The organism is Neorhizobium galegae bv. orientalis str. HAMBI 540, assembly GCF_000731315.1.
Taxonomy (GTDB): domain Bacteria; phylum Pseudomonadota; class Alphaproteobacteria; order Rhizobiales; family Rhizobiaceae; genus Neorhizobium; species Neorhizobium galegae.
Map to the genome: position 1 here is coordinate 1649154 of NZ_HG938353.1, position 15118 is coordinate 1664271.

Sequence of the window (15118 nt, forward strand, 5' to 3'; positions counted from 1 at the left end):
TTGGAAAGAGTGGGGTTTTGATGACCGGTTCGGAGGTTCTGATGCGACGCGCGGCCCGTGCCCCGGTTCTGCTTGCGCTGCCGCTTGTCGCGGCACTGTTGGCTGGTTGCGGCAGCAAGGCCAACAACGACACGTTCGACCTGTCGATCACCCCGTCCGGCCAGGGCGTCTCTGCCCGCAACCGGCAGATCCTCGTGCCTGAACCGACGGCGCTGAAATTGCTGAACAGCGAACAGGTCGTGGTGCGCGTTTCGGCTTCCGAAATCCAGTATCTGGCCGACTCCCGCTGGGGCGACCGCCTGCCGGCGCTCGTCCAGTCGAAGCTCGTCGAGGCCTTCGAGAACTCCGGCCGTCTCGGCGGCGTCGGCAAGCCGGGGCAGGGCCTGGCGATCGATTACCAGATCGTCACCGATATCCGCGCCTTCGAGGTGACGGCTGGCAGCCCCCGTCTCGCCAACGTTGAAATCTCGGCCAAAATCCTCAATGACCGTAACGGCACGGTGCGCGCCCAGAGCGTGTTCAAGGCGACCGCCCCGGTCTCGGGTGCCGAGAACCGCAATTTCATCGAGGCCCTGGATCGCGCCTTCGCCAAGGTCGGCGCGGAGATCGTCGACTGGTCGCTGAAGTCGATGTGACATGAGATTGCGGTTCGATCCGCGACTCTAGGAGGCGTCGAAGGATGTCGGCTCGCTCCATCGGTGGGGTTGCCGCGATTTCTTCTCATCGCGATGTTTGCGCAAATTCTCGCCAGATATGACGGTAAAAGATCCGTGGCAGAACGAAAAGGGCTCGGGATGCAACAATGGCGCATTCCACCGGAACACAGTATCACCCCAGTAATTGGTAACAGGTCCGGCCTTCCCGTCCTTCACCAGAATAATTTCGCATAACGTTTCGCGGAATATGAATGCCCTCTTGTGGTTGAAGCGCTTTTCCGGAACGGCCAAGGCCAAGTCCTGGAGTCCGGCTATCGCCGCATCCAGCAATAAGAAGCTCTCAGTAAGGTACACGAGGTCAATATCTGCGTGGTGCCACGGTGCGCCGTGCTTTTCGAGGATCGATAAGACCTCCGCAACCGTCGCCAGTGTGTTTGCCATAGGAGACCCGCCGAATCTTCCATAAGTGGCAAATTCAATCATCGAAACTGGATGAAGTATAGAGACCGTGGATCACGAGCGGCATTGTCGTCGAAAGCGAGACACATTAGCCAACAAAAAAGCCGCCCCGAAAGGCGGCTTTTTAGGTATCAGTTGTTCTGATCCGGCTCTTAGTTGAACCGGCCGGCAGCGTGGGCCAGCATCGTGTAGACCTTGCCCGTATCCGAGGTGAGGTAGCTCTGGGTTACCGTCTTGTCGCGGTCGGTGCGGGCGACGTCGGCGAGCAACTTTTCGAAATCGGCGATATAGCGGTCGACGGCGGTGCGGAATTCCGGTTCGCGGTCGTACTTGCGCTTGATCTCGTCGAAAGTCTGCTGGCCTTTCAGCGTGTAGAGGCGACGGGTGAAGACGTCGCGTTCGCCGCGCTGGTAACGCCGCCACAGGTCGACCGATGCGTCATGATCAATGGCGCGGGCGATATCCACCGACAGCGAGTTCAGCGATTCCACCATATGGCGGGGGTTGCGGTTGTCGCCGTTGCCGCGCGGAGCGGGGGCCGGCTCGGCCGCACGCGGTGCCGGCGGCTGTTGCTGACGCGGTGCAGCGGCTGGCGTCTCCGTGAACTCGTCACGCGATGCGCCGCGCAGCAGATCGCTGATCCAGCCGCCGTCGGTGCCGCCGCGCTGTGCCGGTTCCGGTGCGCGGGCGACGGGCGCCTGTGTCGGACGGTCGAGCGGCAGCGTGCCGCGCAACGCGTTTCCGGCATAGGGGTCGTTGCGGGGTGCAGACGGCGCCGGCTGCGAGATGGCTGCGGCAGCGGGCTGTGGCTGCGGACGGGCAGGAGCCGGCTGCGGAGCGGGAGCAGGCGCCTGGCGTGGTGCCGAAGCCTCGGAGATTTCGAAGTTCTGCGTCGAACGTCCGACCAGCGCCGAAATATCCTGCAGCGCCTTGATCTGCTCGGCAACGGCACGCCGCATCGCCGCTGCACTTTCCTTGGCTTCTTCCGGCAGGTCGAAGGCGCCGCGCTTGAGTTCGGTGCGGGTCGTATCCAGCTCGCGGCGGATATCCTGCGCCGAGCGGCGGATTTCGTCGGTTGCGCCGGAGAAGCGGTTGATAGCTTCCTCGACCGATTCCCTGAGCGTATCGCGCAGCTGTTCGGCGGCACTGCCGGAGCGGGTGGTGGCATCCGACAGCAGCTGCTCGACGTCGGTGAGCGACTGCGAAATGCTGCCGCGCATCCGCTCAGAGAGATCACGGGTACGCTTCTCGGCATCGGAGAGCGTCGTCTCGATGGCGTGGTTGGCGTCGCTGCCGGCGCTGATCAGTGCTTCGCGCATCGCATCGGCGGTAACTTCGGCGCGATGCTGGGTTTCCCCAAGCGTCCGGCCGATATCGGCAAACGAGGCATGCAGGCTTTCGCGAAGCCGCGAGCCGACCTGCAGCGAACGTTCTTCCGCCCGCTCGAAAGCGCCGTCGACGAGGCTCGTCAGGCTGCGCATCGTCGTCTCGATTTCCTCGGAACGCTTGACGAGACCGGTCGACAGGTTGCGCAGCGCATTCTGGCGTTCGTCCAGCGTGCTGACGAGATTGGACTGTGCTGCACCGAGGAGTTCGGATGCTTCGACAAGCACGCGTGAATGGTCGTCGAAACGGCCGACAAGGCTGCTGACCTGATCGAGCGTGTTGCCGAAGACGTCCGACATGCGACCGATATTGTCCTCGAGCATGCGGGTCGAGCCGGAAACGATATCGGCGGAGTTGGTCGCCGACTGCACGAAACGGTTGGCCGTCACGCTCAGCTTGCGGTCGGCTTCCGAAAGGTGATGGGCGACGGCGTCGGCGGTGCTGCCGAGTTCCTTTGCCGTCTCCTGGACCATCGCGGAAATGTTCGAATTGCTTTCCGCCAGCTTGTCGATGAGGCTGTTGACGCTGGCCGACAGGCCCTGTTCGACATGACGCATGGTGCCGGCCGCACTTTCGGTCCGCTGCGTGATGGCGGCAAGCGTCTCGTTGGTCCGTGCGGCGATCGCATCGACCAGCGCCGAGTTCTCGTTGCGGATACGTGCCGTCGATTCGTCCGTCGCAGACGAAAGCCGCGTGGTCGTTTCTTCCGTCGCGGCGGAGAGCCGTGCGGTCGTATCTTCCGCAGCAGAGGAAATCCGTGCCGTCGTCTCCTGCGCCACGGCGGAAAGCCGTTCGGCGCCCTGCTGGGCAGCAGTCGTCATCTGTTCGATGGCGTTGCGGCCGGTCGCGGCATATTCCTCGACCATCGGCTTCGCCTTTTCGTCGAGAAGGCGCGTCAATTCAGCCGAGCGACCGGCGAGCATGGAATTCAGGTCACGGGCGCGGGCGTCGAGGGCGGAGTGAATAGCTTCGCCGCGGGCCGCGAGTGCCCGGTCGACGGCGTCCATGGCGCTATCGAGGTGGCTTGCGGTATCGGCGAGCGTGGTGCGGATACCGTCGCCGCGCGAGTCGAGAGCCTTCTGCGCATCGTCCAGCGCCTCAGAGATCGCTGTTACCTGGCGCTTCACCAGGCTGTCGGCCTCCGCGACCTTGTGGACGATCGCATTGCCGGCTTCCGAGAAAGCGAGCGCTACGGTTGCCGCCTGGCCGGCGAGCCGGTTCTGGGTTTCCGAAATCCGACCGACGATCTGGGTCGAACGTTCCTCGATTGCCTTGGTGAACTCGGCGTTGCGATTGCTGAGTTCCTCGGTGAATTCGGCGCCGGCACGGGCCAGTACTTCGGCGGAGCGCGTGGCTTCGCTGTCCATGCTCTGGGCTGCGGCGCCGACTGCTTCGCGCAGTGTCGAGGCGAGGCCGACGGCCTTGCTTTCGATGGTCTTGGTGACGTTGTCGAGGCCGATGGTCAGAGCGCGGTCGATCGTGCCGAGGCGTTCCTCGATACGGGCGGTGCGGCCGTCCATGGTGTCGGTGATACGATCCGAAGCCTCGGTGGCCACACGTTCGAGGTCAGCCGTGCGGTTGGTGAGCGTGGCCGAAAGATTGGTGCCGGCCTCGTCGACGAGCTGAGCCGCCTCGAGGATTTCGCCGCGGATGCGGCCTTCGAGCCCGCCGAACGTCGATTCGATGCGGCTGCCGGTTTCTTCGAGTGCGCCCTGAACGCCGCCGACCGTCTGCCGGATGCGGTTGGAGAAGGCATCGGCCGAACGGCCGATTTCGCCAGCAGCATCGGAGAGCCGGACGGCAAGCGTCCCGACATTGTCGCGCAGACGTTCTTCGAGAGACTGACCTGCCGTATCGATCGCCTCGCGCAGAGCATTCTGCTGGGTTTCGAGCGACATTTCCAGCATTCCGGCACTTGCGGCAACCGAGGTGCCGAGCGAGGTCACCTGATCCTGCATCAGGGTCCCGATCTGGCTCTGTGCATCGCCGAGCGTGGTCGCGATTGAATTCGTGCGTTCTTCCAGAGTGTCGCGGATTTGTTCGTAACCGGAGCCGAGTGTCGTTTCCAGCTGCTGGTGGCCAAGGCCGATGGTCGCGGCGATACGCTCTTGCGTTGAGCCAAGAACGGCTTCGACCCGTTCCAGTCCATCCGCCATGCCCGTTTCGAAACGCTGGGCGCCGCTTGTAAGCGCCGTTTCGATACGGCTGCTGGCGCCGCCGACCGTCTGTTCGAGACGATCGCCGCCGCTTTCGAGAATGCGGGCAAGCTCCGTCGTCCGGTTATCGAGCGACTGATCGAGATTGACCTGGCTGTCGGCATAGGCGTTGCGGATGGTCTCCGCGCGGGCCGCAAAGGACTGCTCGATGCGGACGTCGGCATCGATGAAGGTGTTGGCGATGGCCGTCGACTTTTCGTCCAGCATGCCGGCGAGGCGGTCTTCGCCGAGTGCGAAGGAGGTGGCGATTTCCATCGATTTGTCGTCGAGGATTTCTGCAAGCCTGTCGCGGTTGACGCCGAGCGACTCGTTGATTTCCGAGGTGCGGCGGGCGAGGTCGCCGCTCATGCGCTGCTCGGTCTCCGAAAGCGCACGGGCGATCGATTCCGACTTGTCGTCCAGCATGCCGGCAAGGCGATCTTCACCGAGCGCGAAGGACGTCGCGATTTCCATCGACTTGTCTTCGAGGATTTCGGAAATCCGCTCGCGATTGGCATCGAGCGACGACTGCATTTCGGACGCACGCCGGCCGAGCTCGTCGCCGATCCGCTGTTCGCTTGTCGCGAGCGTGCGGGAGATGTGCTCCGACTTTTCGTCGAACATGCCGGCGAGCCGCTCCGGCGCGCCGGACATCAGTGTTTCGATTGCTGCAGACTTCTGGCTGAGCACCTCGGTCAGATGATCGTGACTGCCGGAAAGTGCAGCGATGATGGCGCCCGAGCGGATTGCCAGGCTCTGTTCGAACTTGGACTGGTTTTCGGAAAGCGTACCGAGCAGGCTGCTGCTGCGTTCGGCAAGCGTCGTTTCGATATTCTGATGCGCGTTCGCAAAGCCGGCTTGAAGTTCGCTGGTGCCGGAGGCGAACACGCCCTTGAGTTCACCGGTGCGTGAGGCAAGCACGTCCTGAAGCTCGCCGGTGCCCGAAGTGAGCACGCCCTGGAGTTCGCTGGCGCGCGCGGTGAACGCGTTCTGAAGTTCGGTGGCGCGGCCGCCGATCACGTCGTGAAGTTCGCTGGTCCCGGAGGCGAGCACGCTCTGGAGCTCGGTTGTACGAGTTCCAAGCACGTCCTGAAGTTCCCCGGTGCGTGAACCAAGCGCTTCCTGAAGTTCCGCAGTTCGCGAGACGAGCACGGATTGGAGTTCGCTGGTGCGTGTTCCGAGCACGTCGCGAAGCTGACTGGTCTGGGACCCGAGGACATCCTGGAGTTCCCCGGTGTGTGTGACGAGCGCATCCTGGATTTCGGTGGCGCGGGATGCCAGCGTGTCCTGAATTTCGCTGCTGCGGGCCGACAATGCGTCGGACAGTTCACGCGAGCGGCTTCCGAGCATGGAGTCCAGCATTTCCTGGCCGGTGCCAAGCGTCGTCTCAAGCGCAAGCGACTGATCGGTGAGCGAGGAACTGATGCGCTCGACGCTGGACGAGAGGATGTTCTCGATCGCGTCCGAACCGCTGGCCACCGTCTCGTTGATGCGGGCAAGGCTGTCCATCAGCTTGCTGTCGAGCGTGCCGGCGCGCTGGTCGAAGGCGGAGGTGAATTGCGAGATGCTGTCGTCGAAGGTGGTGCTGAGCAGGCCGACGGTTGTCTGCAGGCGCTCTTCGAAGAAGCCGGAGCGCATGTCGAGGTCGAGGACCACGTCTTCGACGGTGCTTTGCAGGCTCTGGCGGAAGGACGAGCTCTTTTCTTCGAGCGAGCTGTTGAGCGAAGCAAGGATGCCGCCGAGCGAACCGGTGAGCGTCTGTTCGCTTTCGGCAAGTCCGTCGGTAATTTCCCGGGTCCGGGCAAGCAGGGTCTCGTTCAGCTGGCGGGTGCGGTCCGCAAGTGCTGCGTTGAGCTTTTCGGTATTGGCGTCGAGCGAGGAGGCGCGCGTCTGGAATTCGTTGAGGAGCGCCTGGCCGCGCTGCGAAAGCACGCTGTTGATCGCTTCCATCCGCTCGTCGAACTCGTGGGCGAGTGCGAAGCCGGACGAATTGAGCGTCTGCAGCAGGTTTTCGGTCTTGGTGGTCAGCAGGCTGCCGAGCGCTTCGCCGGCGGCGTTGGATTTCTCCATCAGCGCTGCGCCGCGCGTCTCGATCATCGAGGCGAAGGCTTCGCCTGAAGTCGCCAGGCGAATGGAGATTTCTTCGGTCGCGAGCGACAGCTCTTCCTTGAGCTGGTCATGGGCTCCGGCGATCGACGAACGGATACGCTCGGCGTGGTTGACGATCGCATCCCGTTCGGCGCCGAGTTCGTGGACGAGACCGCGAACGCGCAATTCATTGTCGGTAAAGCTTCGCTCCAGCGCATTCACTTCCGAATGCACGAGCGTTTCGAGCTCGGCGGCACGGGCGATGGTGCGCTCGATACCTTCGTTCATCGCGGATACTTCGCGGCGCACGGCCTGACCGACGCTCATGATCCGCTCGGAGGCAACCGTCTCCGGGTCCGAAAGGCGAAGCGCCACCTCGGCCATCGAGCGGGCGGCGGTTCTGAGGTCCTGAGCGCGAGCCATCATGATCGCGAAGGCGAAGAACAGCATGATCGGGACGAAGATGCAGACCGCGAGCGCGACGATGCCGGGCGCGGCGAGAACGCCTTCCACCGAGGTGATCTGCCAGAGTTGGTTGCCGTAGATCATCTGCCCGAGGGCGATGCCGCCGATTGCCCAGAGGATCGAGACGATCACCGCGTTGCGGATCGACGAGCGCATCGCGCCGCCTTCCAACGTCCGCAGGATTGCAGTCGAACTGCGTTTGCCCGCATCGTTGGCGGGCTGGAATGTGGGGGATTTGGCAGCGGTTTCGGTGGCTGCCGACCTGTATGATTCGGCGGCATCGTCCTGGTACTGGGTCTGACGCGGTTTGTTAGTGTCTGACACTCTTGCCTCCGAGGCATGGGGCACTGATCTTTGGCGCGGCTGATCTTCGTTGAAGTTGATTTTTAGGGCATCTTCCAACGCCTGGAACGCCGTCTCATCGATCGACTCGCTGCTAGGGTTCTTTGCCATGCGGTTACGCCTCGTTACATACTCGCCCGGCAAATCCCATCTGAAGCGCTGCCGCCCGCAGACCGACAGATGGAACGCTGCCTGCCGGAAACTCTCCACCCACAAAGCGGATTTCCAGTTTCCTATTCATTTTCAAGTCGGATGGCCGTTCTTTCAAACGGATGATAATGAAAGCTTACCAACCTACCACCTGGGGCAAAAGGACGATATTCCCCGCCACCTTAGGCGTATTGTAGTGGCACATTCGGCCACCCTGCACAATTATGACGCCTGCCTTCGAATGATGCTGTGGAATGTTGTTAACAGAATTTAAACCATGCGAAGATGCAAAACTCCTAAAATCCCGGGAGCTTAGCAGAAATTAACCATATGGGAAGAAACCGGCCCAGATTGTGCCGGAATTTAACGGGATAGCTGCGATTGGCCCGCACAATTCGGGACATTATCAGAAGAACAACAGGGAAAACAGGTTCATGGCAATGGCAGCCGTCAGTATCGCGTTCGAAGCTCCGGAAACCCTCCGGGGCGCTTGCCCCTCGCAGTCCCGTCCGATTGACCTCGTCCATCTCGCGACCCAGACCATGGGCGACAAGAACCTTGAAGTCGAAGTGCTCCAGATGTTTGCACGCCAGGCACGCCGCGCGCTGCACGATATATCAAGCGCCGATAGCGCCTACGTCGTCGCCGCCGCACACCGTCTGAAGGGTGCTGCCGGTGCGGTCGGCGCCTTCAAGGTTTCCACCGCTGCCGAGCGCCTTGAAGACAATGCCTCCGACGCCTCGTTGCGGGCTGCGGTCGCCGCCGCAGTCATCGAGGCCGAAAACTTCATCAACAAACTCTGCCGCTGAGCGAATCGGTTGGGCGAGGCGCCGATTGAACAGCCGGCGGCGCCCCGAAATGTTGACTGCGCCGGGCTTTTATTGGAAGACAGCACGCTCAAATAGTGTGCCCTGACCCTTCAACATTCCGGATTTCCCTATCATGACGAAACTGACCATCGTTGCCTTTGACGGAACGCGCTTCGATATCGAAGCCGAGCCAGGCTCCACCGTTATGGAGAATGCGGTTCGCAATTCCGTCCCCGGCATCGAGGCCGAATGCGGCGGCGCCTGCGCCTGCGCGACCTGTCATGTCTATGTCGACGAGGCCTGGACCGAAAAGGTCGGCCCGCCGGCGCCCATGGAGGAAGACATGCTCGACTTCGCCTTCGAGGTGAAGCCGAACTCGCGCCTTTCCTGTCAGATCAAGGTCAAGGCCGATCTCGACGGGCTCGTGGTCAACGTGCCCGAGCGCCAGGCCTGATCGTAGCTGATCGTCATTTTCCCGATTGCCGGTTTCCGGGCAAAAAAAAGCCTCGCTCCGCAAAAGCGGCAAGCGAGGCAAGGCGGGCGCATCACCAGCAGGGGAGGGAGGAAACACCTGCGGCTTGAAGACACGCCAGGAGAACTAAAACACTGGAAATCAAAAACTCAGGAACACCTGAAGCAACTGCGTTCGACACATCGGTCCGAAACCGGAGGGGCACGCTGATCTTGCGGCTATCTACCTCATCTGCTTCGTTTTTTGAAGCGTTGGTAGGTAAGCTATGTCTTAGGTTATATCCGAGATTCGTATTTTAGACTATCACCATAAATCACCCGTCATTGACGAGGGATGGCGCAAGCTTGGCAAAAGCTTCGCAACGGTTGGCGGGGCTGATTCCTGAAATGCGGATTTAATTTCCGGATCGTTTCATGCGGTACTGCAGCAGCCGCATCATCCGCGCATCGAAATTGGCTGCCTCGATCTGGTCGAATCGGAGCTGCTCCCGGTCATGCGCTTCAAGAACCCGGCGGGTCGTTTCCGCCACCTGTTTTTCCAGCGCGTCACAGGTTCTGTTGGCCGGGAGACCAAGCAGTTCCCGTTCGAGCTGACGCGCGTGGTTGCGGGCGATTTCCGCATGCCGCTCCTCATGGCGCTTGATGTCCTTCGACAGCGTATCCCAGATGAAGCCGAGCTCGGCCGTGGCCCGGCCGCGATTGCCCCAGCGGGGCAGGATGATGTGGGTGCGAAGCGTCACCCGCGCACCGCCGACCGAACAGCGGCCACCGCTTTCCACATAGGTGACATCGCCCCCGTACTTGATTTCGGTGGCGCCCGGATGGCGATGGCCGGTCCCGCGGGTGAGAGGGCCGAGGTTTTCCAGTTCCTTGTCGAGATCCTCGGCCGTACGGCCGCCGATCCGGAAATAGGAATAGGTCTTGTTGATGATCGGCTCTGCCATGGCCGTCGCAGGGATCGCGCAGAGGAGAAGAAAGACACCGAAAAACCGGCGGACTCTGCGCATGGAGAACATTCTATGGCCTGCGACGTTGAACTTATGGGGACCTTGGGGCATAGCCAGCCTGAGCGCAACACAAAGGCATCAAATTTTGCGTTACCCTTCGACAGACGGCCGGCCGGTGATATCGCAGCGCAACAGCACCTGGCGTGTCGGGCGCGCTCGTGCCCTTGAACTCGGTCGCCAAGGCCAGATTATGGCGATCATCAACATCACGCCTGATTCCTTTTCCGACGGTGGAAAATACGCAAACGTCGATGCCGCGGTGGCTCATGCCCTTTCCTGCGTCCGCGACGGCGCAGCTATTCTCGATATCGGCGGCGAATCGACGAGGCCCGGCGCGGCCGAGGTGTCGGCGGCCGAAGAGCAGGACCGCGTCCTGCCGGTGATCGAAAAACTCGCCGTGAAGACGGATGCGCTGATCTCGATCGATACCTATCGGGCCGAAACCGCCCGCCTGGCCATGGCGGCAGGTGCTCATATCATCAACGACGTGCACGGCCTGCAACGCGAGCCGGAGATCGCCACCGTTGCGGCTCAAACATCTGCCGGGGTCTGCATCATGCATACCGGCCGCGGGCGCGAACAGGAAAAGCGGCCCGACAGAATCGCCGACCAGGAATTTTTCCTGCAGCAGTCGCTCGAGATCGCTCGTAGCGCCGGCATCTCCGAAGATGCGATCGTGCTCGATCCCGGCTTCGGCTTTGCCAAGGACCGTGACGACGACCTAGAATTGATGGCGCGGTTTGCCGAACTGCATAGGCTCGGCTTCCCGCTGCTCGCCGGCACCTCGCGGAAACGCTTCATCGGCGCCCTGACGGGCCGCGAGAAGGCGGACGAGCGCGACGTCGGTACCGCCGCGACGACGGCGATCCTGCGTCTCGCGGGTGCTTCGATCTTCCGTGTCCACAATGTCGCTGCCAACCGCGATGCGCTGGCAATGGCCGATGCGGTTCTCGCCGCGGCCTCCGCTTATTACGCAAGAGAGGGCCTTTGATGGCGACCTACACGATCACGCTGAAGAACTGTGCATTCTACGCCAAGCACGGCGCCTTCGAGCAGGAGGCCACGCTCGGCCAGCGTTTCTTCATCGATGTCGTCATGGACGTCGAGGCGGATGAGGCGCTTGAAAACGATAATGTCGCAAGCACGGTGCATTACGGCATCGCCTACGAAATCGTCGAGAAGGTGGTGACCGGCCACCGCCGCAACCTCATCGAGACGCTTGCCAAGGACATCGGCAAGGGGCTGTGCGCCTGGTCGCCGCAGATCCGCCGGGTGGAGATCACCGTGCGCAAACCGAGCGTGCCGATCCCTGGCATCCTCGATTATGCGGAGGTGCGTGTTGAGCATTTCGCCTGAAAATACCCTTGAGGTCGCGGCTCTCGGGCTTGGCGGCAATATCGGCGATCCGCCGTCGTCCATGGCCGAGGCGCTCCGGCAGCTCGATACCCGCGAAGACTGCCGGGTCGTGGCCGTGTCGAAACTCTATTCAACCCCGCCCTGGGGCAAGACCGACCAGGCGGATTTCTTCAACTGCTGCGTTCTGGTGGAGACGTCATTGGAGCCAGAGGACCTTCTGGACGTCTGCCTGTCGATCGAGCGCGGCATGAAGCGCGTCCGCCTGGAACGCTGGGGACCACGCACCATCGATATCGATATCCTGACCTATGGCGCGCGCGAACAGAAAACCGAAAAACTGGAAGTGCCGCATCCGCGCATGACCGACCGCGGCTTCGTGATGATGCCGCTTGCCGACATCGCCCCGGATCTTCTGGTGAAGGGAAGGAAAGTGCGCGACTGGCTTGGTGGAGCCGACATCGCCGGCATCAAGGTCGCGCGCGACAGTCAGGATTGGTGGCGGGGCGCCTGAGACGCCCCAGCCGGCCTTATTCCTTGATCGAGCCGACGGCGATCGAATCCATGTCGCGGTCGAGGCTGAGCCCGATCACGGGAACCATCTGGTCTTCGACTTTGATCGAGATGGTGATGTTCATCTTGTTCTCGCCGCGCAGGCTCGCGACCATCGCGCCGTTGAGCTGATTGCGGTTGATGCCCATGACGACCTTGTCGCCGCTGACCGAGCCGGAAATGATGTCCAGTCCCTTGCCCTCGGCGCCATCCAGAAACTTGCCGGTGTAACCGCGGCCGCTCTGGGCGATGGTGGCCGACATCGGTTGCTGGAACACGCCGACGCGGCAGGTCCCATCGAGCTTGATGCCGACATCGCTGTCCGGGATAGCTGCACCGGTCAAATTGCAGCTGAATTTCGTGCCTTTGTATTTGCCGGCGACGATTTCGCCGGGACCTTTCCAGACGCCGGCGACCGACTGGAAGAATGCCTTGTCGCGCGGTGCGGCTTCAGCCTGCGGCGCCATGGCGGAAGTGGTCGCGACTGTCAGAATGGCGAACCCGCCCAGAAGCGAAAAGAAGCGCGAATACATGAACTTTCCCCTGACGAGCAGCAACTTTAGGTGTCCCGTAATTTAGGTGGGAATGGTTAACGACTGGTGACCATGGCCGGATTTGAGCCATGGTCAACCCTTCTATTGTTCATCTTTTCGCCCGCCGACTGCCGCAATATCCGAGATGAAATCGCTGATTCCGGGCCTTTTCACCGCCCGGAAGGGCAGCGGCCTGCAAAGGTCCATGGCGGCGATGCCGATTCGCGCGGTCAGCAGGCCGTTGATCACGCCTTCGCCCAACCGCTTCGACAGTCTGGAAGCCAGCCCATGCCCGAGGACCTGTTGGGCTACTCCATCGCCAACGGCGATCGAGCCGGTTACGGCAAGATGGGCAATAACATCCCGCATCAGTCGCAGCAGGCCGAGCGTACCCGGCCGGCCACCGTAAAGTTCGGCCATGGCGCGGATCAGCCGCGTCACTTCGAAGAGCACGTAGGCAAGGTCGACAATGGCACGGGGGCTGATGGCGGTGACGATCGAAACACGTTTGGACGATCCGAGAATGAGAGCGCGGGCCTTGCGGTCGAGCGGCGCCAGGAGCTCCCGTTCGGCAAGCTCGATAAGCTGGGGGCCATCGATGATCTCGTCCTTCGTGGCGTCGAGGTTGGCGCGACCCTTGGCGGTCTCCGCCCGGTGACTGAGAAGTTTCGCAAGCGTGGCAACGACGGCACGCGCGGCGGTCGGGCGAGGGGAAAGGGCGGCCTGTTCCGCTTGTGCTTTCAGGGTCTGGACGGCGGAAAGCCGCATCATGCCGAAGATCTCGCGGCCGACGATCACGGCAACTGCGACGAGCCCGATGGCAAGCGCTCCGAGCGCTGCATATCCCAACCAGTCGGCACGGGTGAACAGGTCGCGGACGACGCTATCGGCCCACAGACCGAAAGCGAGCGACAGGAAGGTGCCGAAGGCCGCCGTCGCCAGATTGACGAACGAGAATTTCTTGCGCTTCCGGGGCTCGGCGACCGGGATGGCCTCCGCGGCGAGTTCGGGCGGCGTCACGAACGGATCCTGTTCGTCGGGCGTCACGACGACGCCGTCCTCGAAGCTGCGCGGGCTGCGGCGAGGGACGGGCAAGGTTTCGTTTCGGGCGGCACTTTCCTCTTCGATCGAGAAAGACGCTGGTCGGCGCTTGCCGTTCTGAGGTGATTCGGGCGGTCTCATGCGAGGCGGTCTCCGAACAGAAATTGCATGGTGCGGTCGAGCCGGATATGCGGTACCGAGAGCTTCATGCCATTCGCCTCTTCGAGCGCCGGTGGGCGAAAACGCACCACGTTGATCTCCGGAAGCTCCGCATTGACGGAATCCAGCTGCTGAAAAAATGCTTCAGGATCTTCCGGCAAATCACCGGGAAATATCGCTGTTTTCTTGTTTCCGTCGAAGTGTTCACCGTTGATCATCTCGCCCGCAATAGGCGTGCCGACGATCACCGGCAGGAGATGGTTGTCTTCCTTGACGGTCGCCTCGCGGGTGGCGCGCACCGATGCGATCGCCATAACCTCGATGCCGGCGCCGGCCATGCCGATCCGTTTGACGGCGCGATCGACCAGCCGACCGGTGAGCCGTTCCAGGCGATCATGGCTTTCGTGATGCAGGTGATCCGCCTTGGTGGCGGCGACCAGAACCTTGTCGATCCTGCGGCCGATCAGGGAAGAGAAGAAACTGTTGTGGCCGGGGCGGAAACAGGCGAGCACATCGGTCAGCGCCCGTTCCAGATCCTGCACCGCTTCGGGACCACGATTGATCGCCTGCAACGCGTCGATCAGCACGATCTGACGGTCGAGCCGGGCGAAATGCTCGCGGAAGAACGGCTTGACCACGACGTTCTTGTAGGCCTCGTAACGGCGCTCCATCATCGCCCGCAGCGAGCCCTTCGGCGCCTTGGTGTCGGACATGTTCGGCAGCGGCGCGAAGGTCAGCGCCGGCGAGCCTTCAAGATCGCCGGGCATCAGGAACCGGCCGGGCGGCAGGGTCGAAAGCGACCGTTCGTCCGCCTTGCAGGCCCTGAGATAAGCGGCAAAGGCTTCGGACAGCCGCCGGGCCGTCATTTCGTCCGCCGGGGCGTCCGCATCTATGCCGTTTGCGAGAGCCAGCCATTCTCGCGACAACTCCTCGCGGATGCCGGTCCCGGCAAGTGCTGCGGTATTGTCGCTGAAGGTCCGAAAATCCTGCGCCAGCAGCGGCAGGTCGAGCAGCCATTCGCCCGGATAATCGACGATGTCGATCGACAGCCGGCCGCGCGAAAACATCCGGCCCCAGCCGCTGGCGCTCTGGTAGTCGAGGGTGATCCGCAGTTCCGAGATGGCGCGGGTCGAATCCGGCCAGATGCGGTCGCGCACCAGGGCCTGGATATGGTCTTCGTATTGAAAGCGCGGGATGGCGTCGTCCGGCTGCGGCTCAAGCCGCACCGCCGAGACCCGGCCCGACCGGAGCGCTTCAAAGAGCGGCAGCCGCCCGCCGTTCAGGAGATTGTGGACGAGCGACGAGATGAAAACGGTCTTGCCGGCCCGCGACAGGCCGGTCACGCCGAGCCTGATCGTCGGATGCACGAGGCCCGAGGCACGGTCGGCGAGATTGTCGAGCGCGATGCGCGCGTCATCCGAGAAGCTGGTAAGCGAAGGCGGCAAGGCGTTG

At 62.3% G+C, this 15118-nt stretch carries 12 protein-coding genes; 6 read left to right on the plus strand and 6 right to left on the minus strand.

Translation table 11 applies throughout. The annotated features are described in order from the left end of the window. Positions 1–20 precede the first annotated feature (20 nt). Positions 21–635: an ABC-type transport auxiliary lipoprotein family protein gene (locus tag RG540_RS08435; RefSeq protein ID WP_038586651.1), complete on the plus strand. Its 615-nt coding sequence runs from the start codon at positions 21–23 to the stop codon at positions 633–635. A 27-nt stretch (positions 636–662) separates the two neighbouring features. On the opposite strand, the gene RG540_RS08440 is transcribed toward RG540_RS08435, so the two are convergent. Both RG540_RS08440 and RG540_RS08445 read right to left on the minus strand, forming a co-directional pair. Further along, a complete protein-coding gene (locus RG540_RS08440) occupies positions 663–1097 on the minus strand; it encodes a hypothetical protein (RefSeq protein ID WP_051909288.1) in 435 nt (144 codons plus the stop codon). Positions 1098–1267: 170 nt separating this feature from the next. Beyond that, the gene (locus tag RG540_RS08445) at positions 1268–7702 is read right to left on the minus strand and encodes an apolipoprotein A-IV repeat region-like domain-containing protein (protein ID WP_038586654.1); all 6435 of its coding nucleotides are present in this window, start codon (positions 7700–7702) and stop codon (positions 1268–1270) included. 479 nt (positions 7703–8181) lie between these two features. Between RG540_RS08445 and RG540_RS08450 the strand changes: the two genes are divergently transcribed. Together RG540_RS08450 and RG540_RS08455 are read left to right on the plus strand one after the other, a co-directional pair. Beyond that, the gene (locus tag RG540_RS08450) at positions 8182–8550 is read left to right on the plus strand and encodes an Hpt domain-containing protein (protein ID WP_038593338.1); all 369 of its coding nucleotides are present in this window, start codon (positions 8182–8184) and stop codon (positions 8548–8550) included. Positions 8551–8683: 133 nt separating this feature from the next. Beyond that, positions 8684–9004: a 2Fe-2S iron-sulfur cluster-binding protein gene (locus tag RG540_RS08455; protein ID WP_038542828.1), complete on the plus strand. Its 321-nt coding sequence runs from the start codon at positions 8684–8686 to the stop codon at positions 9002–9004. A 412-nt stretch (positions 9005–9416) separates the two neighbouring features. Here RG540_RS08455 and RG540_RS08460 read toward each other — a convergent pair whose 3' ends face one another. Continuing rightward, a complete protein-coding gene (locus tag RG540_RS08460) occupies positions 9417–9965 on the minus strand; it encodes a DUF922 domain-containing Zn-dependent protease (RefSeq protein ID WP_038593341.1) in 549 nt (182 codons plus the stop codon). 181 nt (positions 9966–10146) lie between these two features. Here RG540_RS08460 and folP point away from each other — a divergent pair, with 181 nt between their 5' ends. From folP to folK, 3 genes are read left to right on the plus strand one after another with little or no spacing between them, the layout of a single operon-like run. Continuing rightward, the gene (gene folP, locus RG540_RS08465) at positions 10147–11019 is read left to right on the plus strand and encodes a dihydropteroate synthase (protein ID WP_038593344.1); all 873 of its coding nucleotides are present in this window, start codon (positions 10147–10149) and stop codon (positions 11017–11019) included. Next, positions 11019–11384 (plus strand): dihydroneopterin aldolase, encoded by a 366-nt coding sequence (gene folB, locus RG540_RS08470; protein WP_038586657.1) that lies wholly within the window; start codon positions 11019–11021, stop codon positions 11382–11384. The genes folP and folB overlap by 1 nt, the downstream gene beginning before the upstream one ends. Beyond that, a complete protein-coding gene (folK, locus tag RG540_RS08475; protein WP_038593347.1) occupies positions 11353–11895 on the plus strand; it encodes a 2-amino-4-hydroxy-6-hydroxymethyldihydropteridine diphosphokinase in 543 nt (180 codons plus the stop codon). Before folB ends, folK begins: the two co-directional genes overlap by 32 nt. Positions 11896–11911: 16 nt before the next feature. Here the strand turns inward: folK and RG540_RS08480 are convergent, their stop codons facing one another. The 3 genes from RG540_RS08480 to RG540_RS08490 all read right to left on the minus strand — a co-directional run bounded on the left by RG540_RS08480 (position 11912) and on the right by RG540_RS08490 (position 15111). After that, positions 11912–12466, minus strand: coding sequence for a hypothetical protein (locus RG540_RS08480; protein ID WP_038586660.1), 555 nt, complete (start codon positions 12464–12466; stop codon positions 11912–11914). Positions 12467–12568: 102 nt separating this feature from the next. After that, positions 12569–13648, minus strand: a complete 1080-nt coding sequence (locus tag RG540_RS08485) for a YcjF family protein (protein WP_038586663.1) — start codon at positions 13646–13648, stop codon at positions 12569–12571. Then, positions 13645–15111, minus strand: a complete 1467-nt coding sequence (locus tag RG540_RS08490) for a YcjX family GTP-binding protein (RefSeq protein WP_038586666.1) — start codon at positions 15109–15111, stop codon at positions 13645–13647. The genes RG540_RS08485 and RG540_RS08490 overlap by 4 nt, the downstream gene beginning before the upstream one ends. Positions 15112–15118 lie beyond the last annotated feature (7 nt).

What these genes read in the sequence shown, in the direction of transcription:
- folK (WP_038593347.1), top strand. Translation starts at nt 11,353, where the DNA reads ATGCGGAGGTGCGTGTTGAGCATTTCGCCTGAAAATACCCTTGAGGTC.
- folB (WP_038586657.1), top strand. Translation starts at nt 11,019, where the DNA reads ATGGCGACCTACACGATCACGCTGAAGAACTGTGCATTCTACGCCAAG.
- RG540_RS08485 (WP_038586663.1), bottom strand. Translation starts at nt 13,648, where the DNA reads ATGAGACCGCCCGAATCACCTCAGAACGGCAAGCGCCGACCAGCGTCT.
- RG540_RS08455 (WP_038542828.1), top strand. Translation starts at nt 8,684, where the DNA reads ATGACGAAACTGACCATCGTTGCCTTTGACGGAACGCGCTTCGATATC.
- RG540_RS08435 (WP_038586651.1), top strand. Translation starts at nt 21, where the DNA reads ATGACCGGTTCGGAGGTTCTGATGCGACGCGCGGCCCGTGCCCCGGTT.
- RG540_RS08450 (WP_038593338.1), top strand. Translation starts at nt 8,182, where the DNA reads ATGGCAGCCGTCAGTATCGCGTTCGAAGCTCCGGAAACCCTCCGGGGC.
- RG540_RS08440 (WP_051909288.1), bottom strand. Translation starts at nt 1,097, where the DNA reads ATGGCAAACACACTGGCGACGGTTGCGGAGGTCTTATCGATCCTCGAA.
- RG540_RS08480 (WP_038586660.1), bottom strand. Translation starts at nt 12,466, where the DNA reads ATGTATTCGCGCTTCTTTTCGCTTCTGGGCGGGTTCGCCATTCTGACA.
- RG540_RS08445 (WP_038586654.1), bottom strand. Translation starts at nt 7,702, where the DNA reads ATGGCAAAGAACCCTAGCAGCGAGTCGATCGATGAGACGGCGTTCCAG.
- RG540_RS08460 (WP_038593341.1), bottom strand. Translation starts at nt 9,965, where the DNA reads ATGGCAGAGCCGATCATCAACAAGACCTATTCCTATTTCCGGATCGGC.